This is a genomic window from Paraburkholderia sp. UCT31 (assembly GCF_014397655.1).
GTDB classification, from domain to species: domain Bacteria; phylum Pseudomonadota; class Gammaproteobacteria; order Burkholderiales; family Burkholderiaceae; genus Paraburkholderia; species Paraburkholderia tuberum.
In genome coordinates this window covers 70393-94308 of sequence record NZ_VZQP01000022.1, presented here as the reverse complement: position 1 = coordinate 94308, position 23916 = coordinate 70393, and the positions used below count along the sequence as shown (strand labels likewise).

16 protein-coding genes are annotated in these 23916 nt (G+C 67.1%); 11 read left to right on the top strand and 5 right to left on the bottom strand.

Going from position 1 to position 23916, the window contains the following annotated elements; all coding sequences use genetic code 11:
- Window positions 1–12: 12 nt before the first annotated feature.
- The gene (gene fdhF / locus F6X40_RS19990; RefSeq protein WP_187628958.1) at window positions 13–2997 is read left to right on the top strand and encodes a formate dehydrogenase subunit alpha; all 2985 of its coding nucleotides are present in this window, start codon (window positions 13–15) and stop codon (window positions 2995–2997) included.
- A gap of 8 nt (window positions 2998–3005) precedes the next feature.
- Window positions 3006–3266 (top strand): formate dehydrogenase subunit delta, encoded by a 261-nt coding sequence (locus F6X40_RS19985; RefSeq protein ID WP_184027626.1) that lies wholly within the window; start codon window positions 3006–3008, stop codon window positions 3264–3266.
- 86 nt (window positions 3267–3352) lie between these two features.
- Here the strand turns inward: F6X40_RS19985 and F6X40_RS19980 are convergent, their stop codons facing one another.
- Window positions 3353–5077: an FAD-dependent monooxygenase gene (locus F6X40_RS19980; protein ID WP_187628957.1), complete on the bottom strand. Its 1725-nt coding sequence runs from the start codon at window positions 5075–5077 to the stop codon at window positions 3353–3355.
- A 228-nt stretch (window positions 5078–5305) separates the two neighbouring features.
- Here F6X40_RS19980 and F6X40_RS19975 point away from each other — a divergent pair, with 228 nt between their 5' ends.
- Window positions 5306–7153, top strand: coding sequence for a tetratricopeptide repeat protein (locus F6X40_RS19975; protein ID WP_187628956.1), 1848 nt, complete (start codon window positions 5306–5308; stop codon window positions 7151–7153).
- A 74-nt stretch (window positions 7154–7227) separates the two neighbouring features.
- Here F6X40_RS19975 and F6X40_RS19970 read toward each other — a convergent pair whose 3' ends face one another.
- Complete coding sequence (locus F6X40_RS19970; RefSeq protein WP_187628955.1) at window positions 7228–8529, bottom strand: MFS transporter; 1302 nt, start codon at window positions 8527–8529, stop codon at window positions 7228–7230.
- A gap of 323 nt (window positions 8530–8852) precedes the next feature.
- On the opposite strand from F6X40_RS19970, the gene F6X40_RS19965 reads away from it, so the two are divergent.
- Both F6X40_RS19965 and F6X40_RS19960 read left to right on the top strand, forming a co-directional pair.
- Window positions 8853–9377: a GNAT family N-acetyltransferase gene (locus tag F6X40_RS19965; protein WP_187628954.1), complete on the top strand. Its 525-nt coding sequence runs from the start codon at window positions 8853–8855 to the stop codon at window positions 9375–9377.
- A 200-nt stretch (window positions 9378–9577) separates the two neighbouring features.
- Window positions 9578–10615 (top strand): hypothetical protein, encoded by a 1038-nt coding sequence (locus F6X40_RS19960; RefSeq protein ID WP_187628953.1) that lies wholly within the window; start codon window positions 9578–9580, stop codon window positions 10613–10615.
- Window positions 10616–10624: 9 nt separating this feature from the next.
- On the opposite strand, the gene F6X40_RS19955 is transcribed toward F6X40_RS19960, so the two are convergent.
- The 3 genes from F6X40_RS19955 to F6X40_RS19945 form a co-directional block, all read right to left on the bottom strand.
- Complete coding sequence (locus tag F6X40_RS19955; protein WP_187628952.1) at window positions 10625–11338, bottom strand: DUF2968 domain-containing protein; 714 nt, start codon at window positions 11336–11338, stop codon at window positions 10625–10627.
- Window positions 11339–11683: 345 nt separating this feature from the next.
- Window positions 11684–13135, bottom strand: coding sequence for a gamma-glutamyl-gamma-aminobutyrate hydrolase family protein (locus tag F6X40_RS19950; protein WP_187628951.1), 1452 nt, complete (start codon window positions 13133–13135; stop codon window positions 11684–11686).
- A 128-nt stretch (window positions 13136–13263) separates the two neighbouring features.
- Window positions 13264–15021: a cation:proton antiporter gene (locus F6X40_RS19945; protein ID WP_187628950.1), complete on the bottom strand. Its 1758-nt coding sequence runs from the start codon at window positions 15019–15021 to the stop codon at window positions 13264–13266.
- Between the two features lie 214 nt (window positions 15022–15235).
- Here F6X40_RS19945 and F6X40_RS19940 point away from each other — a divergent pair, with 214 nt between their 5' ends.
- The 6 genes from F6X40_RS19940 (at window position 15236) to F6X40_RS19915 (ending at window position 23760) form a co-directional block, all read left to right on the top strand.
- Window positions 15236–16615 (top strand): amidase, encoded by a 1380-nt coding sequence (locus F6X40_RS19940; RefSeq protein ID WP_184070757.1) that lies wholly within the window; start codon window positions 15236–15238, stop codon window positions 16613–16615.
- Between the two features lie 128 nt (window positions 16616–16743).
- Entirely contained in the window at window positions 16744–17253 is a 510-nt protein-coding gene (locus F6X40_RS19935; RefSeq protein ID WP_184070759.1) for a disulfide bond formation protein B, read from the top strand.
- Window positions 17254–17638: 385 nt separating this feature from the next.
- Entirely contained in the window at window positions 17639–19177 is a 1539-nt protein-coding gene (gene xdhA / locus F6X40_RS19930; protein ID WP_187628949.1) for a xanthine dehydrogenase small subunit, read from the top strand.
- Window positions 19177–21666 carry a xanthine dehydrogenase molybdopterin binding subunit gene (xdhB, locus tag F6X40_RS19925; RefSeq protein WP_187628948.1) on the top strand — a complete coding sequence of 830 codons (2490 nt, stop codon included), beginning with the start codon at window positions 19177–19179 and terminating at the stop codon, window positions 21664–21666. Before xdhA ends, xdhB begins: the two co-directional genes overlap by 1 nt.
- Complete coding sequence (gene xdhC / locus F6X40_RS19920; RefSeq protein ID WP_187617137.1) at window positions 21647–22663, top strand: xanthine dehydrogenase accessory protein XdhC; 1017 nt, start codon at window positions 21647–21649, stop codon at window positions 22661–22663. Before xdhB ends, xdhC begins: the two co-directional genes overlap by 20 nt.
- Before the next feature lie 47 nt (window positions 22664–22710).
- On the top strand, window positions 22711–23760 hold the full coding sequence (locus F6X40_RS19915) for an adenosine deaminase (RefSeq protein ID WP_187628947.1): 1050 nt from the start codon (window positions 22711–22713) through the stop codon (window positions 23758–23760).
- The last annotated feature ends 156 nt before the right edge of the window (window positions 23761–23916 follow it).

Genomic DNA, 23916 nt, shown 5'->3' with positions numbered 1-23916 from the left:
CAGGAGTTCACCATGTCCGACCAGTTCAACTCCCCTGCCGGCGCCCCGAAGGAAGTCCCCCTGGGGGGCGGCTGCGGCTCAGGCAACTGCGCGTGCAAGTCGCAAGCCCAGGCACGCGCCGCCAACGCGTTCGCCGACGACACCGACTACGGCACCCCCGCCCGCCACTCGGACGTCGACGTGACGCTCGAAATCGACGGCCAGGCGGTGACCGTACCGGCGGGCACGTCGGTGATGCGCGCGGCGGCTGAAGCTGGCGTCAACGTGCCGAAGCTGTGCGCGACCGATTCGCTCGAACCGTTCGGCTCATGCCGCCTGTGTCTCGTCGAAATCGAAGGACGGCGCGGCTATCCGGCCTCGTGCACGACACCGGTCGAAGCCGGCATGAAGGTGCGCACGCAGACCGACCGTCTGCAGTCGCTGCGTCGCAACGTGATGGAGCTGTACATCTCCGACCATCCGCTCGATTGCCTGACCTGCCCCGCCAACGGCGACTGCGAACTGCAGGACATGGCGGGCGTGACCGGCCTGCGCGAAGTGCGCTACGGCTTCGACGGCGCGAATCATCTGAAGGACCAGAAGGACGAATCGAATCCGTACTTCACGTACGACCCGGCGAAGTGCATCGTCTGCAATCGCTGCGTGCGCGCGTGCGAGGAAACCCAGGGCACGTTCGCGCTGACGATCACCGGACGCGGCTTCGAATCTCGCGTCGCGGCCAGCGAGAACCAGCCGTTCATGGAATCGGAGTGCGTGTCGTGCGGCGCCTGCGTGGCCGCGTGCCCGACCGCGACCTTGCAGGAAAAGTCCGTCGTGATGCTCGGCCAGCCCGAGCACTCGGTCGTCACCACCTGTGCCTATTGCGGCGTCGGCTGCTCGTTCAAGGCAGAGATGAAGGGCAACCAGGTCGTGCGGATGGTGCCGCACAAGAACGGCCAGGCCAACGAAGGTCATGCATGCGTGAAGGGCCGCTTCGCGTGGGGCTACGCGACGCACAAGGACCGCATCAAAAAGCCGATGATCCGCGCGACGATCACCGACCCGTGGCGCGAAGTCAGCTGGGACGAAGCGATCTCGTACGCGGCATCGGAATTCCGTCGCATCCAGGCGAAGCATGGGCGCGATTCGATCGGCGGCATCACGTCGTCGCGCTGCACGAACGAAGAGACTTACCTCGTGCAGAAGCTCGTGCGCGCCGCGTTCGGTAACAACAACGTCGACACCTGCGCGCGCGTCTGCCACTCGCCGACCGGCTATGGTCTGAAGACGACGCTCGGCGAATCGGCCGGCACGCAGACGTTCGCCTCCGTCGACAAAGCCGACGTGATCATGGTGATCGGCGCGAATCCGACCGATGGCCACCCGGTGTTCGCCTCGCGCCTGAAGCGCCGCGTGCGCGAGGGTGCGAAGCTGATCGTCGTCGATCCGCGCCGGATCGACATCGTCGATACGCCGCACGTGAAGGCGTCGCACCATCTGCAATTGCGGCCCGGCACCAACGTCGCGATCGTCAACGCGCTCGCGCATGTGATCGTCACCGAAGGCCTGCTCGACGCAGCGTTTGTGGCCGAGCGCTGCGAAACCCGCGCGTTCGAACAGTGGCGCGATTTCGTCGCGCTGCCGGAGAACTCGCCGGAAGCGACCGAAGCGGCGACCGGCGTGCCCGCGCAACAGGTACGCGAAGCCGCGCGCATCTACGCGAGCGCCGGCAACGCCGCGATCTACTACGGCCTCGGCGTCACCGAACACGCGCAAGGCTCGACGATGGTGATCGGCATCGCGAACCTGGCGATGGCGACCGGCAACATCGGCCGCGAAGGTGTCGGCGTGAATCCGCTGCGCGGCCAGAACAACGTGCAGGGTTCGTGCGACATGGGCTCGTTCCCGCACGAGCTGCCCGGCTATCGTCACATCGGCGATCCGCTCGTGCGCACGCAGTTCGAAAACGCCTGGGCCGTCACACTGCAACCGGAACCTGGCCTGCGCATTCCGAACATGTTCGACGCCGCGCTGCACGGCAGTTTCAAGGGTCTGTACTGCCAGGGCGAGGACATCGTGCAGTCGGACCCGAACACGCATCATGTGGCGGCGGCGCTGTCGTCGATGGAATGCATCGTCGTGCAGGACATCTTCCTGAACGAGACCGCCAAGTATGCACACGTGCTGCTACCCGGCTCGTCGTTCCTCGAAAAGGACGGCACGTTCACCAATGCCGAGCGCCGCATCTCGCGCGTGCGCAAGGTGATGCCGCCGCTCGGCGGCTACGCGGACTGGGAAGTCACGCAGTTGCTGTCGCGCGCGCTCGGCTACGAGATGGACTACACGCATCCGTCCGAGATCATGGACGAAATCGCGCGGCTCACACCGACCTTCCACGGCGTGTCGTACCAGAAGATCGACGAAATGGGCAGCATCCAGTGGCCATGCAACGAGGACGCGCCCGACGGCACGCCGACCATGCACGTCGACACCTTCGTGCGCGGCAAGGGCAGGTTCGTGATCACGAAGTTCATCGCATCGCCGGAGAAGGTCACGCGCAAGTATCCGTTGCTGCTGACGACCGGGCGCATTCTGTCGCAGTACAACGTCGGCGCGCAGACGCGCCGAACCGAGAATTCTCGCTGGCATGACGAAGACCGGCTCGAACTGCATCCGCACGATGCCGAGGAACGCGGCATCAAAACCGGCGACTGGGTCGGCATCGAATCGCGCGCGGGGCAGACCGTGTTGCGCGCGAAGGTGACGGAGCGGATGCAGCCGGGCGTCGTCTATACGACGTTCCACTTCCCCGAATCGGGCGCGAACGTGATCACGACCGACAGCTCCGACTGGGCGACCAACTGCCCCGAATACAAGGTGACCGCGGTGCAGGTGATGCCGGTCGAGCAGCCGTCGCAATGGCAGAAGGACTATTCGCGCTTCAATAGCGAACAGCTCGAACTGCTGAAGCAGCGCGAGCCGGCCAATGCGGCCGCGGCAGTCACCGCGGGCAAGTGAGGCGAGCCATGGACAATCGGAATCTGATCGACATGGCGAACCGGATCGGCGACTTCTTCGAGTCGATGCCCGACCACGAGGAAGCGCTGACCGGCGTCGCCGAACACATCCGCCGCTTCTGGGAGCCGCGCATGCGGCGCGCGCTGCTCGCGACGCTCGACGAAGCGCCGGACACGTATGACATCGCGCTATCGGACTTCACGCGCGAGGCCATCGTCAGGTATCGCGAGAAGTTGACGCCGGCGCCGGCCCAGGCGCCGGCGGCTTAGGCTCGGGCGGTTTCCCCAATCAACCAGGCGCGGCGGCGCGATCCGCTGCCGCGTGCGTGCCCATACCACGCAACAGGCGGCGCCAATCACAACGTCGCCTGTTCCGAGATCTCTCCCCCAACCGTAAACCACGCTTCGCAGTGCCGTACGAGACCGTGCAGGTCCGAGCCGGTGCGTCCGCGCGCGCTGATGTAGCCGTCGGGCCGCACCAGATAAAACGACGGCCGCGTGCGCCCATACGATTCGGACAACGCCGGGCCGCCGTCGCCGCTCGTATCGGTGACGCGCCAGATCCGCACCGCGTTCGGCAGCAGCCGCTCGACCTCGGCGGCGAGCTTTTCCACTTCGGGGTCCGGCGGCGGCGCATGTTTGGCGGCGGGATCGAGCGGCGTGCCATCGACGGGCAGCGGCGGCAACAGCAGAAACAGCGAGAAGAACGCCGGATCGTGCAGATCGAAAATGCAGCCGACGCCCGGCGCGCGCCCGAGCGGACCGTCGACGACGTGCACGAGCGCATCGGGTGCGCGCTCGCCCGCGCGCGGGCCGCCGTCGAGCACGCGTTCGAGCGTCAGCGGACTGCGCCGGTACTGGATCGACAGCTCGCTGATCGTCGCGCGTGCGGCATCGCGCAGCGGACCGAACGTGGCCAGCACCGGCATCACGCGCTCGCGCAGCAGCTTCATCGGTCCGTGATCGGCCTCGGCCATCTGCGTGATGAAACCGGTCTGCCGCAGCACCTCGCGCTCGATCGGATGTCGTTCGGCGTGATACGTGTCGAGCAGACGATCCGGCGCCGCGCCGCCGATCACGCGCGCGAGCTTCCAGCCGAGATTGAGCGCTTCCTGGATGCCGGTGTTCATGCCTTGTGCGGCCGCGGGACTGTGTACGTGCGCGGCATCGCCGGCGAGGAAGATGCGGCCCACGCGCAGCCGGTCGACCATCCGGCTGTTCACGTGGAAGTACGCCGACCACGCCAGCTCCGACACGTCGACGCGCTCGCGCACGCGTCGCGCGATCAGCGCCTTGCATTGTTCGAGCGACGGCGCCGGCGCCCGCTCCAGCGGCGGCTCGCCGAGCACCGCGGGGGCCGGCGGCGCGGCGCTGCCGGACGGCTCGACCGCATGATCGGCGATCAGACGATGGCGGCCGTGGCCCATCGGAAACAGCGCGACGAGACCGTCGCCCGACGCGAAGATATGGAACTCGTCGTCGGGCCAGTCGGTCTCGGCATGCAGGTCGGCGAGCAGAAAGGTCTGGTCGAAGGTCTTGCCCTCGAAGTTCAGGTCGAGGCGATGGCGAATCGAACTGTGCGCGCCATCGGCCGCGATCAGATACGACGGGCGCATGGCTTCCGTGCGGCCGTCCGCGCGGCGCAAGGTCGCCTGAACGCTCGCGGAGCCTTGCATGAACGCCACGAGCTCGACGCCGCGCTCGACCTTCACGCCGAGCGTCGCCAGATGCTCGGTCAGGAGCCGCTCGGTCACCGACTGGTCGAGAAACAGCAGATAGGGATAGCGCGTGTGCAACGGGTCGAAATCGAGCTGCGCAAGCCGCATGCCGTTCGAAGACAGATTCGCCACGCGAGCGCGATGGCCGAGCTCGAGAAACGGTTCGACCAGTCGATGCTGCTCGAGCAGTTCGAGCGTGCGTGCCTGAATGCCGATCGCGCGCGAGTAAGGGTTCGGCTGGGGCGCCTTGTCGATCAGGCGCACGGGGATGTGGGCGCGCGCGAGACTCATCGCTGCGGCAAGTCCGGTGGGACCGGCCCCGACGATCAGCACCGGCGACGCGTCGTAGGCGGCAGCGTCCATGCGGAACTCCGGAGGCAACAATGCGTTCCATATGCAAACAGACCCTAGTGTACGCCGCCGCTCTTGCGCACACGGGTGCGCTGCATCAATCGCGCGTCGGCAAGACGGGGCACGCGGGGGTTCCATCCGTCGTTGCCCATGAACTCACGCTCCGCGCAAATCCGGGCCGCTTGCGCAAGTATGGGAAAATGCGCCCTCAGTCTGATTGATCCAAATGCCCTCCCCGTCATGCAACCTGTATTTGACCGCGCGTTCGCGGCGCATCGTGACGGCCGCCTCGACGACGCCGAACGCGGCTACCGCGCCACGCTCGACCACGACCCCAGCCACGTCGACGCGCTGCATCTGCTCGGCGTGCTGCGCCACCAGCAGGGCCAGCACGCAGAAGCCGCGGCGCTGGTGCGGCGCGCGGTCGATCTGCGCCCCGAAGACGCGGCGCTGCAGCTGAACCTCGGCAATGCGCTGAAGGCGCTCGGCCAGATCGACGCCGCGATCGAGCAGTTCCGCAACGCGCTGACGCTCGCGCCGACCTTCCCGATGGCGCACTACAACCTCGGCAACGCGTACGCGTCGCAAGGCCGTCACGAAGACGCCGCCGATGCGTTCGAACGTTCGCTGCGCCTGCAGCCGAACGACGCGTCGTCGCACAACAATCTCGGCAACGCGCTGCACGCGCTCGGCCGTCACGCGGACGCGATCGCGTCGTTCCGGCGCGCGCTCGAGCTGCGCCCCGGTCACGCGGGCGCGCTGAACAACATGGGCATGTCGCTGAACGCGCTCGATCGACCGAACGAGGCGGTGCCCTGCTTCGAGGCCGCGCTCGCCGCCGAGCCGCGCTTCGTCGCGGCGCACTTCAATCTCGCGAATACGTTCGATGCGACCGGCCGCCATGCGCGGGCAGTCGCGTCATTTGAAGCGGCGCTGCGTCTGCAGCCGAATCTGCCGCCCGCGATCTATGGCATGGGCAACGCGCTCGCGGCGCTCGGCCGTGCCGAACAGGCGCTGCCGTATCTGGAGCGCGCGGTCGGGCTCGATCCGCAATTCGCGCTCGCGTGGCTTGCGCTCGGCACCGCGCACCAGGCGCTCGGCGCGCACGCGGCCGCGGTGCGCGCGCTCGATCAGGCGTTGCGGCTGCGCCCGGATCTCGCGTCCGCGCATATGAACCGTGCGCTCGCGTGGCTCGCGATGCGCGACTTCGAGCGCGGGCTGCCCGAATACGAATGGCGCTTGCAAACCGTCGCGCAACCGGTGATCCAGACGTTGCCGCGCTGGCACGGCGAGTCGATCGAAAAATACACGCTGCTGATCCATGCCGAACAGGGTTTCGGCGACACGCTGCAGTTCGTGCGCTTCGTGCCGCTCGCAGCGCTTCGCGCCGCGCGCGTCGTGCTGGAAGTGCAGCCGCAGTTGGTGCCGCTCTTCGCGCCCGTCGCGCAGGCATGGCGCGTCTCGCTGATCGCGCAGGGCCAGCCGCGCCCCGCCGCCGATCTGCAAATTCCGCTCTTGAGCCTGCCGCTGGCGCTCGGCACGCGCTACGACACGATTGACGCGCGCACGCCCTATCTGAGCGTGCCGCCGGCCTATGGCCGCAAATGGCGCGGCTCGCTCGGCGGTCAGGCGAAGCGCAAGATCGGGCTCGCATGGTCGGGGCGCATCCAGCGCAACGAAACCCGCACGATGCCGCTCGCCGCGCTGGAGCCGCTGTTCGCACTGGATGGCATCGACTGGATCGTGTTGCAGCCCGATCTGTCCGAGGACGACCGCGCGGCGCTCGACGCGCATCCGCGCGCGGCCGCGATCCATCGCTTCGACCACCGTATCGATGATTTCGCGGATACCGCGGCGATCATCGAGCGGCTCGACGCGGTGGTGTCGATCGACACGTCGATCGCGCACCTCGCGGGCGCGCTGCGCAAGCCGCTGTGGCTGATGCTGCCGTTCGCCGCCGACTGGCGCTGGTTCGACGGCGACACGCGCAGCCCGTGGTATCCCGGCGCGACGCTCGTGCGTCAGCCGCGGCCGGGCGCGTGGGATGAAGTCGTCGAGGTGGTCGCTAACGAATTGCGGCACGGGTAGCCACAGACCACGCGCCGCAAACAAAAGACCCCGCTAGCGCGGGGTCTTTTGTTTTCAGAACACGAAGTGAACCGTCAGGCCGCCCGATACTGATTGCGTGACTCAGGCGTGCGATACAGGAACAGCGTCGCGAGCAGACCGCAGATTGCCGCCACGCCGAGGACCAGGCCCGGCGCCGCCTTGTTGCTGGTCACGTGGATCAGCAGCGTGGCGATGGCCGGCGTGAAGCCGCCGATCGTCGTCGCGAGACTGTACGCTAGCGAGAAGCCAGCGGTTCGCACTTCGACCGGCATCACTTCGGTCAGCGCGACGACCATCGCGCCGTTGTAGCAGCCGTACAGGAACGACAACCACAGCTGCACGGCGAGCAGACGCGCGAACGACGGTTCGGCGACGAGCCATTGCAGCGCCGGATACGCGGTGAGGATCGTCAGGATCGTGAACGCGAGCAGCACCGGACGGCGGCCGATGCGGTCCGACAACGCGCCGGACAACGGCAGCCAGATCAGATTCGAGATACCGACGCAGACGGTGACGACGAGCGCGTCGATCGCCGACAGCTTCAGCACTTCCCTGCCGAAGGTCGGCGTGTAAGCGGTGATCATGTAGAACGACACGGTCGTCATGACGACCATGCCCATGCCGCCCAGCACGATCGGGTAGTTCGCGAGCATCGACTTCAGGATCTCGCCCATGCTCGGACGATGCTTGCGCGCCGTGAACTCCTCGGTTTCCTGCAGCGAGCGGCGGATGATGAACAGGAACGGCACGATCAGACAGCCGATCAGGAACGGCACGCGCCAGCCCCACGCGAACATCTGCTCGGCGGGCAGAATCTTGTTGAGCATCACGCCGATCAGCGCGGCGAATACCACCGCGACCTGCTGGCTGCCCGACTGCCACGAGCAATAGAAGCCCTTGTTGCCCTTCGTCGCGATCTCCGACAGATACACCGACACGCCGCCGAGCTCAGCGCCGGCGGAGAAGCCTTGCAGCAGCCGGCCGAGCAGCACCAGCACGGGCGCCACGAGCCCGATGGTCGCGTAGCCCGGTATCGTCGCGACCGTCAGCGTGCCGAGCGCCATCAGGCTCAGTGTGAGGATCAGGCCTTTGCGACGGCCGTGATGGTCGATGTAGGCGCCGAGCACGATCGCGCCGAGCGGACGCATCAGGAAGCCCGCGCCGAACACGGACAGCGACAGCATCAGCGACGCGAAATCGCTGCCGCCAGGAAAGTAGGTCTTGGCGATCGCGGAAGCGTAGTAGCCATAGACCATGAAGTCGTACATTTCAAGAAAGTTGCCGCTGACAACGCGGAACACTGTCTTGACCTTGGATTCTTCGGTGGGGGAAGCGGCGTGGGTCGCTGTAGACATGACACTCTCGGATAGGCCCGCCGCCCTGTCGGACGGATCGACGCGGACGGTGACGAGCGGGCAGTTGAAACGATCCACTGCATTTGGCAAGCGGATGCCGCAGGCGGACGCACAGGTATAAGCAAAGTGCGCCCGCGGGCGCCGCATTCTGCTGCTCACGGCGCTCATTCGATATGAGGGTAAACGCTGAGCTCGATGTCGGGCCGATGCCACGTAATGTTACTGCTGATAGGGTCGACGCGAAACGCATACAGTTTGCTTACGCGCGACACCCGCGGGCGGCCGTAGACTGTCCGCGCGAGGCCATTCAGTCGATTACGCCGATGCGAACCACCCCTGCTCTTTCCCTGCGCCCCGCCACACTCGAGGACGCCACGCTGATTGCGTCGATCCACAGCGCCAGTTGGCAGGCGACCTATCGCGGTCTGTTGCCCGACGCGTTCCTCGACGGCGAAGTCACGCGCGAACGCGCCGCCTATTGGGAAGCACGTCTCGGCGCGCCGGGCGGCGAGCGCCGCATCGTGCTGATCGCCGAGCTGGCCGGCGAGCCGGCCGGCTTCGTGTGTGTCGAGCGCCAGCCCGAGTCCGCGTGGGGCGTGCTGCTCGACAACCTGCATGCGCTGCCCGGTTATCAGGGCATCGGCGTCGGCAAAACACTGATGCACGCAGCCGTAGACTGGACGCGCGCGCAAGGCGAGGCACAGCTGTATCTGTACGTGCTCGAGGGCAATACGGCGGCGATCGGCTTTTACGAGCGACACGGCTGGCAGTTGGTCGGCGCGGAGCCCGATCAGATGGGCGGCGTGGATATCACCGCGTTGCGCTACGTGTACCGGTTGAAGGCTTGAACGCCGTGGTTGAGCGTGCGTGAAGCGCGTGGCGTCGCGGGGATGGCGCGCGCCGGCGGTGTTCCTGTTTTCGGAGTCATCTGAACGGTGGACGATGTAGTTTTGAGGCATGATTTTCTGTTGCCGATGGCTTCATCGGCCCCCTACAAATTCCGTCACTGCCGCACCGGTGAGCCTGTCCGAAACACCGGAAGAAACCGATGACCAGCACGCCGCTCATCCTGATCGAAGGCGCATTTGCGCTTCCCCCTCTCCGTACGCTCGACCACCTGCCCGAACCGTTCGGCCACGACTGGGCGTTGCTGTCCGGCGCTCAGCGCTGGCGAACCGGGCTCGATTCGCTGTATGCCGCGCTGCTGCGCACCGTGTGCATCAGAGATCAGCAGTTGCTGTCGTATGGGCAGTGGGTGTCGATCGACGGCGTGCTGACCGGCGTGCTGACCGACATGAAGCGGCCGGCAGAGACGCCCGTCGCGGACGCCACGCAGCCTGCCGGGGAACCGTCGCATACCGCGACGGCGGCGCATCCCGCTATGCAACGGAAGGTGCCTCAGGGTCCAATGCGAATCCCGCTCAAGGCCCGCTCGCCGCGAATCGCGCAGCGGCGCACTGTGCGGCATCGGCGAACGGTCGCGGCGAGTGCCGGCGTAATCGGCTGCGTCGCGGTGCTGGCGTGGTGGATCGTCGATCAGCCTCCGGCGCCGCGGCATATGGCCTCCGACATGCTGAAATCGGCGCAAGCTCTGATGCCCCGTCGTGATGCGCCGGCGCCGGTAGAAAAGCGTCGTGCGCAGCATCTGGTTGCGAGTCCCGAGGCACCGGTGATTGCGGAGGCCGTCACACCGGCTCCTGTGCTTCCGCCATTACCTGTCGACGTGGCCGCCGCCGCACCCGCGCGCATCGTGGCTTTGCCTCAGGGCACCGCCACGCGACATGCGTCCACGCCGCGTGACGCGATTCGCTCGTCGCCTCCGCGTCGTGCGCTTCGCGTGCAAACGCATCCGCTTCCGGTAAATCGGCATGTCGCGAATGACCCATCGCATGAAGCGCGCGTTCGTACCCGGTTCGGCGAAGACGGATACGCTGATGTAACGACGTTCGCCATGATGTCTTTGCGCGACGTCGCGCCGCTGCCGCGCTCCACCGTGTCGAACAATCTGCCGGTAAATAGCACCGAGTGGATGAACCACATATCGCAGCGTCGCGTCACCGAAATCCCGGAACAATTCGCGCAATGAGCGCCGCCGTTACTTCGACGCAGGCAAACCCGCTTCCGTCTGCTGCTGCAAGCGCGTGACCGCGCTCTGAAGCTGACGCAATTGCGCCTGCGCGTTGTCGCGCTCCGCGCGCAGCGCGAGCGCCTCGTCGCGCGTCTGCCGCTGCCGGTCGTCGACCTTCGCCTGCTGCGTGCGGGCGACGTCGAGATCGGTCTGCAGCCGTTGCGCCTGCTGCTGCGATATCGCGATGCTGCCCTGCAGATACGCATTCTGCGCCTGCAACCGCGTGCGATGAATCTCGACGTCCGCGAGTTGCTGCGTCTGCTGCGCGAAACCGGCGTAGATCGCTTCCGCGCGCTCTGCCGAATCGCTCCTGATCACGCGCCAGAAATGCTTGTTCTGAAACAACGCGACGTAGTACGTCATCCGCAGCGGATCGAAGAACAGGCTCGCACCGTAGCTGCCGTTGTAGGTCGTGCGCAGTTCGCTGAGGGTCGCGTCGTGGATCAACTGGATCAAATCGGCGACGTCGCCGCGCGCGGCGGCGGGCGTATTCGCGGACACCTCGGGCTCAGCGACGGACTGGGGGCCAGCCTCTCGCGGCGCCACCTCCCCTGGAGCCGGCCGCGTGCCCGCCAGCGGCGCGCTCACGCTGTCCTGCTGTGCCACCGCAACACCCGTATGCCACAACGCATAGACACCGGCGAGCAACATAGCGCGCCGGATAACCAAGGAGTACTTCATATGCCTGCTCCACGCCGATCGAGAATGACGTTGGATTATCGCGCGGATTTATCGCGACGCGAAGCTCGTGGGCACTGTATGGACACGCTCGAAATCGAGATAGACGGTTGGCGCAGCGAACCACTCCATCCAAAATCACAGTCGCAAAATAAAGACGCCACCCAGCTCGCACTCCTGATTATTTCGAAAGAAGAAAACGCACTGCCACATAACGTGATAGTGCGTCAGATGGATGGAATGGCTCCGTCGGGCTGCGGAAAACAGCGAAAGCGCGGGACCGATGCGCAACCACGCCGCGGACTCAACCTCGACCGCGCACGCCGCGCCAACCCAAACCCGCCATGCTTAAAACCGCGTCTCCCGCGCGACCCGCAGGAACGTATCGAGCAACGGTGTGCAATCGAGCAGCTCCGGTCCGCCCGCGCGATGAAACTCCGGGTGCCACTGCACGCCCATCACGAACGGCGCGCGCCGGTAGCGCACGGCCTCGATGATGCCGTCCGACGCCGACACCGCCTCGATATTCAGATCGCGGCCCAGCGTCTTTACCGCCTGATGGTGGATCGAGTTGACGATCGCGTCGCGCCGTCCGGGGAACATGTTCAGCAGCGTCGAGCCATCCGGAAAATGCACGCCGTGCCGGTGCTGATCGTAGTTTTCGTTGACGTGGGCGTTCGCGGTGGGCACTTCGGTCGCGATGTCCTGATATAGCGTGCCGCCGAACGCGACATTGATCAGCTGACAGCCGCGGCACACGCCGAGCACCGGCTTGCCCGATTCGACGAACTCGTGCAGCAGCTCGAGCTCGTACATGTCGCGCACGCGGTCACCGGGCCATTCGTGGCTGGCCGCCGATTCCGCATACGTCTGCGGCGACACGTCGGCGCCGCCTTGCAGCAGCAGGCCATCGAGATGCTTCGCATAGTCGCGCAGACGGATGTTGCTCGGGTGCAGCATGCCCTGATGACCAACGGTCGGGATCATGAACACCAGCACGTCGCGCGACATCACCCAGTGCGCGACCGACTCCTCCAGATACTGCAGCGTCTTGCCGCGCAAGCCCTTCGCGCCCGGTTCCGGATGGAAGATGCGCGCCGACACGCCGATGCGCAGCGTGCGCTGCGTGATCCGCTGCCCCGCGCGATCGAACAGCTGCCGCGCGCGCGCCGCGATGATGCGGCCGAACACGCTCCACGCGGAGTCGCTCTGCTTCAGATAACGCGGTGGCGACGGCGGCAGCGCGTTGGGTGGCGGCGGGTTCGTGGCGCTGAAATCGGGTGCCGCGCCGAAACCGGGCGGCGGCGAGCCGGGCGCACGCGCCGCGGGTGCGGCGGCTGCCTCGGTGGCGATTTCGTCGTCGGTGGCGAGGTCCGCGGCCCTAATGCCGCCCGCGGGCGGCTCGCCGGCGGCCGCCGTCGGTTTGACGACTGGCTCGGGTTTCACCATGGTCGCGCCGCCGGCGTACGGACCAGCGCGCCGCGCTTCGCGCTCGTGCACCTTGGCTTCCTGCCGCGCGGTCGATTCGGCGGCGGCGCTGCGCGCCTCGGCCGCGTCGCGCAGCCGCGCCGTGCGCGGATCTTCGGGCGTGACCGACGATGCGCTGAGCGGATCGTCGGTCGACGACCTCGCGGTCGCCTCCTCGGCCGCCGGGCTCGTGTCTTTGGCGGCCGACTGGATGGCATCTTCATGCGACGGAGGAAGCGAGGCGGCCGGTTCGGCCGGCGCGCTGCTCGGCGCGGAGGAGGCCGGCTGCGGACTGCCGGTCGTGCCGGCGTTTTCGGGTTTGTTTTCGCTCATGACTGTCGGACGGGCGCCTTACACGGGAACGAATGAATATGCCCTGATTATCCGTCAGTGCTGCAGGCCCCGCAAACCCGCACACAATTGCTCACATTGTTGCGAAGCGTTACACCGACCCCGATGGGTCAAGGATCCGGCCGCTCTTCGAAGGTTTCCCGCAACGCGATCTGCATCGACGCATGAATCTTCACGCACCAGCGCCACACGAGCGCGAGCAGCAGCGCGGCGCACACGAGCACCGCGACGAGCAGGCCAGTCGGCGGCAGGATGCTGCCCGACAGCGCCGCCACCAGCAGAAACACGCCGATCATCGACACGATCGGCACGAGATCGGCGATCGCGTGACGCAGCGCGCTCGTGAAGCGTCCCGCGGTGGTCGCCTGCACGCTGACTTCGGCGAGCAGCAGCGCGAGCGACTTGGTCTTGCGATACACGGCCACGAGAAACGGCAGCGAAACGACGAGCGCGACGCTCCACTGCACGACGCGTTGCAGCGGCTCGTCGTCGAGCCAGTGCGCGAGCAGCCGGCCGCTGTGCGGCGCGCTATACGACACGGCCAGGAAAATGGCCGCGACGAGCGCGAGATTCACCGCGATCTGCAATACGATCCGCCGCGTCATGCTGATGAGCGTCGGCTCGCCGCGCGCCGTGATCAAACTGCGCAGCCATTGCCCGTACATGCCGAACACGTTGGACAACGTGGCGGGCATCGCCTGCCCGATGCGGCGCGTGAGCGGATCGGCGACGCGGATCAGATATGGCGTCGTCAGCGTCGTCAATGCCGACACGGCGACCGCGATCGGATACAGAAACCCGCTCGTCACCTTCAACGTCAGACCGAGCGTCGCGATGATGAACGAGAACTCGCCGATCTGCGACACGGTCATGCCGACGCGCATCGAGGTGCGCGCGTCCTGCCCCGACAGAAACGTGCCGAGCCCGCACGACACGATCTTGCCGACGATCACCGCGAGCGTGATCACGGCGATCGGCCACCCGTAGTCGAGCATCACGGCCGGGTTCAGCATCAGTCCGATCGTCACGAAGAAGATCGCGGAAAACGCGTCGCGCAGCGGCGCGATCAGATGCTCTATCCGACGCAGATGACGCGACTCGGCCATGATCGCGCCGATCAGGAACGCGCCGAGCGCGATGCTGTAATCGAGCTTGAGGACCAGCAGACAGAAGCCGAAGCAGAAGCCGAGCACGGACACGAGCATCATCTCGTCGCTGCCCGTGCGCGCGACGTAGTTCAGCGCGCGCGGCACGAGCAGCACGCCGACCAGCAGCGACACCGTCATGAACAGCAGCAGCTTGCCGAGCGTGACGGCCGCGAGCCCGGCCGACAGCTGCCCGGTCTGCGCGATGCCGGTCAGCAGCACGAGCATCGCGATACCGAGAATGTCCTCGACGATCAGAATGCCGAACACGAGCTGCGCGAAGCTTTCGCGTTTGAGTCCGAGATCGGACAGCGCCTTCACGATGATCGTCGTCGACGAGATCGCGAGGATCGCGCCGAGGAACAGCGAGTCCATCGGAGTCCAGCCGAACGCGCTGCCGATCTCGTAGCCGATCCACAGCATCAGCACGATTTCGGACAGCGCGGCGACGATCGCCGTCGCGCCGACCTCGAACAGCTTGCGCAGGCTGAATTCGAGGCCCAGCGAAAACATCAGGAACACGACGCCCAGCTCGCCGAGCGTCTGGATCGTCTGTTCGTCGTGGATCAATTGGAACGGCGGCGTGTACGGTCCGATGATCACGCCGGCCGCGATATAGCCGAGCACCACCGGCTGCTTCAGGCGATGGAACAGCACGGTGACGACGCCGGCCAGCGCCATCACGACGGCCAGATCCTGGATGAAGCCGATGCCATGGTGCATGAGCGCTTTCCTTACAAACAGTAATCCCGGAAAGCGCAGTGTAGCAAACGAACCGACCAGCTTTCTGGCGAATTCGCGTGCCACGCCGCTCCGCCAGTAGCAGGCCGCTCGGCCGCAAAACCTTGCTCTACAATGCGGACGGACCTTTCCCTTTGGCTCCGCACTGCTTCGCTCATGCGCCCGCGCTGCGCTCAACCGGATTTCTACCGACATCATGGCCACTGAATTCGCCCCCTTCCCGCCGCTTGCCCAGCTTGCCGCCGATCTCGCCGCCGGCCGCACGACGAGCCGCGCGCTCGTCGAAACCGCGCTGGACCGGATCGCCGATCCGGCCGGCCAGGGCGCCGCCGTCTTCATGCACGTCGACACCGACGCCGCGCGCGCCGCCGCCGACGCGCACGACCGCCTGCGCGCGGCCGGCACCGTGCTGTCGCCGCTCGCCGGGATTCCGGTGTCGGTCAAGGATCTGTTCGACATCGAAGGCCAGCCGACCCGCGCGGGCTCCGTCGTGCTCGCCGACGCGCCCGCCGCGAAGGCCGACGCGGTCGCGGTCGCGCGTCTGAAGCGGGCCGGCGCCGTGATCGTCGGGCGGACCAACATGAGCGAGTTCGCGTTTTCCGGACTCGGCCTGAATCCGCACTACGGCCATCCGCTGTCGCCGTACCGGCGCGGCGTGAAGGGCGACGAGCGGATTTCGGGCGGCTCGTCGTCGGGCGCGGGCGCATCGGTCGCCGACGGCATGGCCGCGGTCGCGCTCGGCACCGACACCGGCGGCTCGATCCGCATCCCGGCCGCCTTGTGCGGGCTGACCGGCTTCAAGCCGACCGCCGCGCGCATCCCGAAGCAGGGCGGCGTGCCGCTGTCGTCGACGCTCGATTCGTTCGGGCCGATCGGCGTGTCGGTCGCATGCTGCGCGCTGGTCGACCGGATGCTCGCCGGGCTCGAGCCGCGCATCCCGGCCGCGCGGCCGCTCGAAGGTGTGCGCCTCGGCGTGCTGACCAATTTCGTGACCGACGGCGTCGAGCCCGAAGTCGCGCGCGCGATCGATACCGCGCTCAAGCATCTGGAGGCGGCCGGCGCGATCGTCAGCGAGGTGCGCTTCGCGCCGCTCGACCGGCTGCCGGAGATCAACCGCTTCGGCTTTTCGTCGATTGAGGCGTATGCGTGGCATCGTCCGCTGCTCGACAAGCATCGCGAGCAGTACGATCCGCGCGTGCTCGTGCGCATCATGAAGGGGCAGCCGGCCAGCGCGGTCGATTATCTGGACCTCGTCGCCGAGCGCAACGCGATGCTCGACGAAGCCGCGCGCACGCTGTGGCAGCGTTTCGACGCGGTCGTCGCGCCGACCGTGCCGGTCGTGCCGCCGCGCCTCGCCGACCTGCTCAACGACGACGACGCGTTCGGCCGCACCAATGCGCTGATCCTGCGCAATCCGAGCGCGTTCAACTTCCTCGATAGCTGCGCGCTGTCGCTGCCGTGCCATCTGCGCGGCGACGCGCCGGTCGGCCTGATGCTGGCGGGCGCACCGCACGCCGACGACGCGCTGCTCGCGATCGGCCGCGCGGCCGAGGCAGTGCTGAAAGCGATCCGGTAAAGCGCGCCGGGGTTGGCAGCCCGGCGCGGTCGCCGCGGCGCCAACGTTCAGGCAATAAGTGGCGCGGCCGGGGTTCGCGCTAGAATCGCGGGCACCCGCCCTTTCGTCTCCAGACCAATCGATGATCCATGACTAACGACTCCGCAATGCTGCGCCGCGAGCGCACCCTGCTGGTTCTGCTCGGCCTGATCTGCCTCGCCCTCGTGGGCGGTGCGTTGTATCTGCAGTTCGGCCTGCGCGAAGACCCGTGCCCGCTGTGCATCATCCAGCGCTATTTCTTCCTGCTGATCGCGATCTTCGCGTTCCTCGGCGCGCGCTTCAGGCACTGGCGCGGCGTGCGCCTGCTCGAAGTGATGGCGGCGCTGTCGGCGCTCGCCGGCATCGCGACCGCGGCGCGCCATGTGTACATCCAGGCGAATCCTGGCTTCAGCTGCGGCTTCGACGCACTGCAGCCGGTGGTCGACAGCCTGCCCCCCGCGCACTGGCTGCCGAGCGTGTTCAAGGTCGCGGGCCTGTGCGAAACCGCCTATCCGCCGATTCTCGGGCTGACGCTGCCGATGTGGTCGGGCGTCGCGTTTATCGTCGCGTTCGTCGCGCTGGTGCTGAGCCTGGTGCGCAATCGCCATCGGGTGTCCTGACGGCGGGCACCTTGGCCGAGCGAGCTTCGAACGCCGCCTGAAGCGCCGAACTCGCCGCCAGGACGCTTACCGATTCGCATCGCCAATGACGCCGGACTTCGTGTTGTCCATGCCGGGCACCGAAGTCCGGCGTTTTTTCTACGCGACGTTCCGCGATCGCGCGCCGTTCCTGTCGGTCCCCGCTCCGCGCACGCAACTTCTCGCCTCGGCGCGAATCGTACCGGGATCATGACCGCCGCCGCATGAGCGTCATGCGACACGGGAAATATTTTCGGGCCGGGGTAGTGCTATCTTCGGGTATGGATGGCGATCTACGTGCGCGAGGCCGGCTTTTTGCGACCCCATGCGTAACGCGCGCCCGGTCCGCACTGTCTTCCGATTCGCCATGACAACGCAAACCATCCGCTTCTACCACCAGGGGTCCGTCCGCGAGGTCGCGGGCGTGCCGGCGACGCGCACCGTGCTGCAGCACCTGCGCGAGGACTTGCGCTGCACCGGGACCAAGGAAGGCTGCGCGGAAGGCGACTGCGGCGCATGCACGGTCGTGATCGGCGAACTCGATGCGCGCGGCGACCTCACGTTGAAGGCGGTCAACGCCTGCATCCAGTTCCTGCCGACACTCGACGGCCGCGCCCTCTTCACCGTCGAAGACCTGCGCGCCGCGAACGGCGCGCTGCATCCGGTGCAGCAGGCGCTGGTCGACTGTCACGGTTCGCAATGCGGCTTCTGCACACCCGGCTTCGTCATGTCGATGTGGGCGCTCTACGAGAACCAGCCCGTCAGCGCCGGCCTGCCGACCCGCCACGAAATCGACGCCGCGCTGTCCGGCAATCTGTGCCGCTGCACGGGCTACCGGCCGATCATCGACGCCGCGCAGAAGATGTTCGACTACGCGCAGCATCCGCGCGTCGCGCTCGACCGCGACGCGATCGCGGCCACGCTGCGTACGCTGCAACGCAAAGACACGTTCGAATACAGCGCGCCAGGCACCCGCGGCGCCGCCTTCGGCTCGCCCACCTTCCACGCCCCGCTCACGCTCGACGCGTTCGCGACGCTGCGCGCGCAGCACCCGGACGCGCGCATCGTCGCGGGCAGCACCGACGTCGGCTTGTGGGTCACCAAGCAGTTCCGCGATCTCGGCGATCTGCTGTACACCGGCAACGTCGCGGAACTGAAGACGATCGCGCGCGACGCGCAAACGCTGACCATCGGTGCCGCGGTCACGCTCGAGGCCGCGTACGCGGCGCTCACCGCCGACTACCCCGAGCTCGCCGAACTATGGACGCGCTTCGCATCGCTGCCGATCCGCAATGCGGGCACGCTCGGCGGCAACGTCGCGAACGGCTCGCCGATCGGCGATTCGATGCCGGCACTGCTCGCGCTCGGCGCCGATGTCGAGTTGCGCCGCGATCGCACGACCCGCACCGTGCCGCTCGACGCGTTCTACCTCGGCTATCAGAAGACCGCGCTCGCGGAAGGCGAATTCGTCAGCGCGCTGCGCGTGCCTCGCCCGGCCGGCGCGCTGCGGTTTCGCACCTACAAGGTGGCGAAGCGTTACGACCAGGACATCTCGGCGGTGTGCGCAGCGTTTGCGCTGCACGTCGCGGAAGATGGCACGATCCGCGCGGCGCGGGTCGCGTTCGGCGGCATGGCGGCGACGCCGAAGCGGGCCGCGCATGCCGAAGCCGCGCTCAACGGCGCGGCGTGGAACGAACCGACGGCCCGTCGCGCGATGGACGCGCTCGCCGCCGACTACCAGCCGCTCACCGACATGCGCGCGTCGAGTGCGTATCGGCTGAGGGTCGCGCGCAATCTGCTGTGGCGCTTCTACCTCGAAACGCGCGACGACGCGCCGCTCGCGCTCTGCGACGTGAACGCGTTCGCGTTCGAGGCCAACGCAATCGTCGTGAAGGAGTCGCCGTGATGAACCGGACCGATGCCTTTATCGAACCCGCGGGCGCGCGTGCCGATCAACGCGAGGACGCGTCGATCGGCGTACCGCTGCCGCACGAATCCGCCGCGCTGCACGTGAGCGGCGAAGCGACCTACACGGACGACATCGCCGAGCTGCACGGCACGCTGCACGCGGCGCTCGGCCTGTCGCGCCATGCGCATGCGCGCATCGTGTCGATGGATCTCGACGCGGTGAGAAACGCGCCCGGCGTGATCGCGGTGCTGAGCGCCGACGATATCCCCGGCGAAAACAATTGCGGCCCGGTGCTGCACGACGATCCGATCCTCGCCGACGGCGAAGTGCTCTATCTGGGCCAGCCGGTCTTCGCGGTGATCGCCGAGAGCCACGAACTCGCACGTCGCGCCGCCGCGCTCGCGAAAAGCGACGACGTGATCCGCTACGAGCCGCTCGACGCGATCCTCACCGTCGCCGATGCGAAAGCCGCGAAGCAGTTCGTGCTGCCGCCACTGCATCTGCGGCGCGGCGACCCCGACGCGAAGATCGCCGCCGCGCCGCATCGACTTGCCGGCAGGTTCGAGGTCGGCGGCCAGGAGCAGTTCTATCTCGAAGGCCAGATCGCCTATGCGGTGCCGAAGGAAATGGACGGCATGCTCGTCTACAGCTCGACGCAGCATCCGAGCGAAATGCAGCAGGTCGTCGCGCACATGCTCGACTGGCCCGCGCATAACGTCGTCTGCGAATGCCGGCGCATGGGCGGCGGCTTCGGCGGCAAGGAATCGCAATCGGCGCTGTTCGCGTGCGTGGCCGCGCTTGCGGCGCAACGCCTGCGTCGCCCGGTCAAGCTGCGCGCCGATCGCGACGACGACTTTCTGATCACCGGCAAGCGCCACGATGCGGTCTACGAGTACGAAGCGGGCTTCGACGAGCAAGGCCGCCTGCTTGGCGTGCGCGTCGAAATCGCATTGCGCGCCGGCTATTCCGCGGATCTGTCCGGCGCGGTCGCGACGCGCGCGGTGTGCCACTTCGACAACGCGTACTACCTTTCCGACGTCGATATCGTCGCGCTGTGCTGCAAGACCAATACGCAGTCGAACACCGCGTTTCGCGGCTTCGGCGGACCGCAAGGCGCGCTCGTGATGGAGGTGCTGCTCGACGGCATCGCGCGCGAGCTGCGGCTCGATCCGCTCGACGTGCGGCTCGCGAATTACTACGGCGTCGGCGAACGGGATACGACGCCGTACGGACAACGCGTCGAAGACAACATCATCGCGCCGCTGACCGACGCGCTGCTAGATTCGAGTGACTACCGCGCGCGTCGCGCGGCACTCGCCGAATTCAATGCGAAGAGTCCCGTGCTCAAACGCGGCCTCGCGTTTTCGCCGGTCAAGTTCGGCATCTCGTTCAACGTGCCGTTCCTGAATCAGGCCGGCGCGCTGGTGCACGTGTACAAGGACGGCTCCGTGCTCGTCAATCACGGCGGCACCGAGATGGGCCAGGGGCTCAACACGAAAGTCGCGCAGGTGGTCGCGAATCAGTTCGGCTTGCCGTTATCGCGCGTCCGGGTGACCGCGACCGATACCTCGAAGATCGCCAACACGTCGGCCACCGCGGCCTCGACCGGCAGCGACCTGAACGGCATGGCCGCCGAAGCCGCCGCGCGGACGATCCGCGCGCGGCTCGCCGAACTCGCGGTGCGCCAGCTCGGTGGCGACGCCAACGACGTGCAATTCGCGCGCGGCAGCGTGTCGGTGAACGGCGGCGCGCTGCCGTTCGAACAGCTCGTCAACGCCGCGTATCTCGCGCGCGTGCAGTTGTGGTCGGACGGCTTCTACGCGACGCCGAAAGTGCATTGGGATGCGAAGTCGCTGACCGGTCATCCGTTCTATTACTTCGCGTATGGTGCGGCGGTGTCGGAGGTCGTCGTCGATACGCTGACCGGCGAGTGGAAGCTCCTGCGCGCGGACGTGCTGCACGACGCGGGCCAGTCGATCAATCCGGCGATCGATCTCGGCCAGATCGAAGGCGGCTTCATTCAGGGCATGGGCTGGCTCACCACTGAAGAGCTATGGTGGAGCCGCGACGGCCGCCTGATGACGCACGCGCCGTCGACGTACAAGATTCCCGCGGTCAGCGACACGCCCGCCGCGTTCCACGTTCGGCTCTACGACAACAGCAACGCCGAGCCGACCGTGTTCCGCTCGAAGGCGGTCGGCGAGCCGCCGTTGCTGCTGCCGTTTTCGGTGTTTCTCGCGATTCGCGACGCGATCGCGGCCGCAGTGCCGTGCGCGCGACATGCTCCGCCGTTGCGCGCGCCGGCGACGCCCGAGGCGATACTCGATGCGCTGGACACGTTGAGTGCGATGAACGCGTCGCAGACCGCAGATCCGACCGAAGCCGCCGCGCACCCCGATAGCACCGACACAAACACGCAACCCGCCGCGGAAACGCCCCACGCGGCCCCCCACGGAGAATCGCCGGATGCAAGCCTGGCTCACTGACCTGCAACATCTTGTCGCGCATGGCGACGCCGCCGTGCTGGTGACGGTCGCGCGCGTCGAAGGTTCGGCGCCGCGCGAAGCCGGCACGAAGATGATCGTCACGCGCGAGGCGGCCAGGCATACGATTGGCGGCGGCCACCTCGAATGGAAGGCGATCGAGACCGCGCGCCAGGTGCTGCGCGACGGCATGCGCGCGCCGCACATGCGCCGGCTCGAACGCTTCGCGCTGGGGCCGAGCCTCGGCCAGTGCTGCGGCGGCGCCGTGATCCTCGCTTTCGAGCGGCTCGACGTCGGCGATCTCGGCTGGCTCACGTCGCTCGCCAAGCGCCTCGCGGCGGGGCAATCGACGGTGCGTAGCGTATCATTCGGCCCCGCGCCGGATGCGGTGATGCTGTCCGAGCCCGAGCCCGGCATCGACGGCGCCGACTGTCTGCTGTGGGACGGCGCCGGTTTCGACGACAGCAGCGCGCTCCTGACCGAAACCATCGCGCCGGGCGAATTCGCCGTCGTGCTGTTCGGCGCCGGTCACGTCGGCGCGGCGCTCGTGCGCGTGCTGGCGACACTGCCTTGCACGGTGCGCTGGGTCGACGAGCGCGACGCGCAGTTTCCGTCGCTCGATGCGCTGCACGCGCCGAACGTGACGATCGACGCGAACGACGCACCCGACGAGGCGATCGATCAGGCCGCGCCGAACACGTACTTCGTCGTGATGACGCACAACCACGCGCGCGATCTCGAACTGGCCGAGCGCATCCTGCGGCGCGGCGACTTCGCGTTCTTCGGCATGATCGGCTCGCATACCAAGCGCAAGCAGTTCGAGCATCGGCTCGCGGCTCGCGGCATCGATCCGGCGCGGATCACGCGGATGAAGTGTCCGCTCGGTGTCGACGGCATCGTCGACAAGTCGCCCGAGGTCATCGCGATCTCGGCGGCCGCGCAGGTGTTGCAGGCCGTCGAAGCGAACGCGGGTGCGCGCCACCCGACGCAGGCGGTTTGATACGCGGCCGGAGCCGCTCGTTACCCAACACACAATTCCAAACCACGATGAACCCGACAACCGCTACCCCTGTTTCCCCCCTTACGCTCGCCGACAAAACCGCGCGCGCACCGAAGGCCGAGCTGCATATCCACATCGAAGGCTCGCTCGAACCCGAGCTGATTTTCGCGCTCGCGCAACGCAACGGTGTGAAGCTCGCCTACGACTCGGTGGAAGCCTTGCGCGCCGCCTATGCGTTCACCGACCTGCAATCGTTCCTCGACATCTACTACGCGGGCGCGAGCGTGCTGCTGCACGAGCAGGACTTCTACGACATGACGATGGCCTACGTCGAGCGCTGTCTCGCCGACAACGTCGTGCATAGCGAAATCTTCTTCGACCCGCAGACGCATACCGAGCGCGGCGTGCGGATCGCGACCGTCGTGGCCGGCATCGAACGCGCGCTCGCCGACGCGGAGAAGCGCGGCATGTCGAGCAAGCTGATCCTGTGTTTCCTGCGCCATCTGTCCGAGGACGATGCGCTCGCCACCTTCGACGAAGCGCTGCCGCTGTTCGAGCAGTACGAGCATCGGCTGATCGGCGTGGGGCTCGATTCGTCGGAACGCGGCCATCCGCCGTCGAAGTTCGAGCGCGTGTTCGCGAAGGCGCGCGCGCTCGGTCTGAAGCTCGTCGCGCATGCGGGCGAGGAAGGCCCGCCGTCCTACATCTACGAAGCGCTCGACGTGCTGAAGGTCGACCGCGTCGATCACGGCGTGCGCAGCATCGAGGACCCGGCGCTCGTCACGCGTCTCGCCGATACGCGCGTCGCGCTAACCGTGTGCCCGCTGTCGAACCTGAAGCTGTGCGTGTTCGACGACCTGACCAGGCACACGCTGAAAGACCTGCTCGATCGCGGCGTCGCGGTGACCGTCAATTCCGACGATCCGGCCTATTTCGGCGGCTACGTGAACGCGAACTATCTGGCGACGATCGACGCGCTGAAGCTCGACGACGCCGAGGTCTACACGATCATCCGCAACGGCTTCGAGGCGTCGTTCGTGACGCCCGGGGAACGCGCCATGCTGATCGGTAAGCTCGACGCGTATTGGCGGCACTGAGTGGCGGCACTGAGCCGCGCGCCGACGGATTTCAACTGACGGGCCTCGACCGACGTCGGCGGCCGGCGGCTTCGCTTCGTTCGGGCAAACGGCAACGACCCGAACCGGGAAGCCGCTGCCGCTGCCTGCGCCGCCCAGCTTTCAACATTCGGAGAC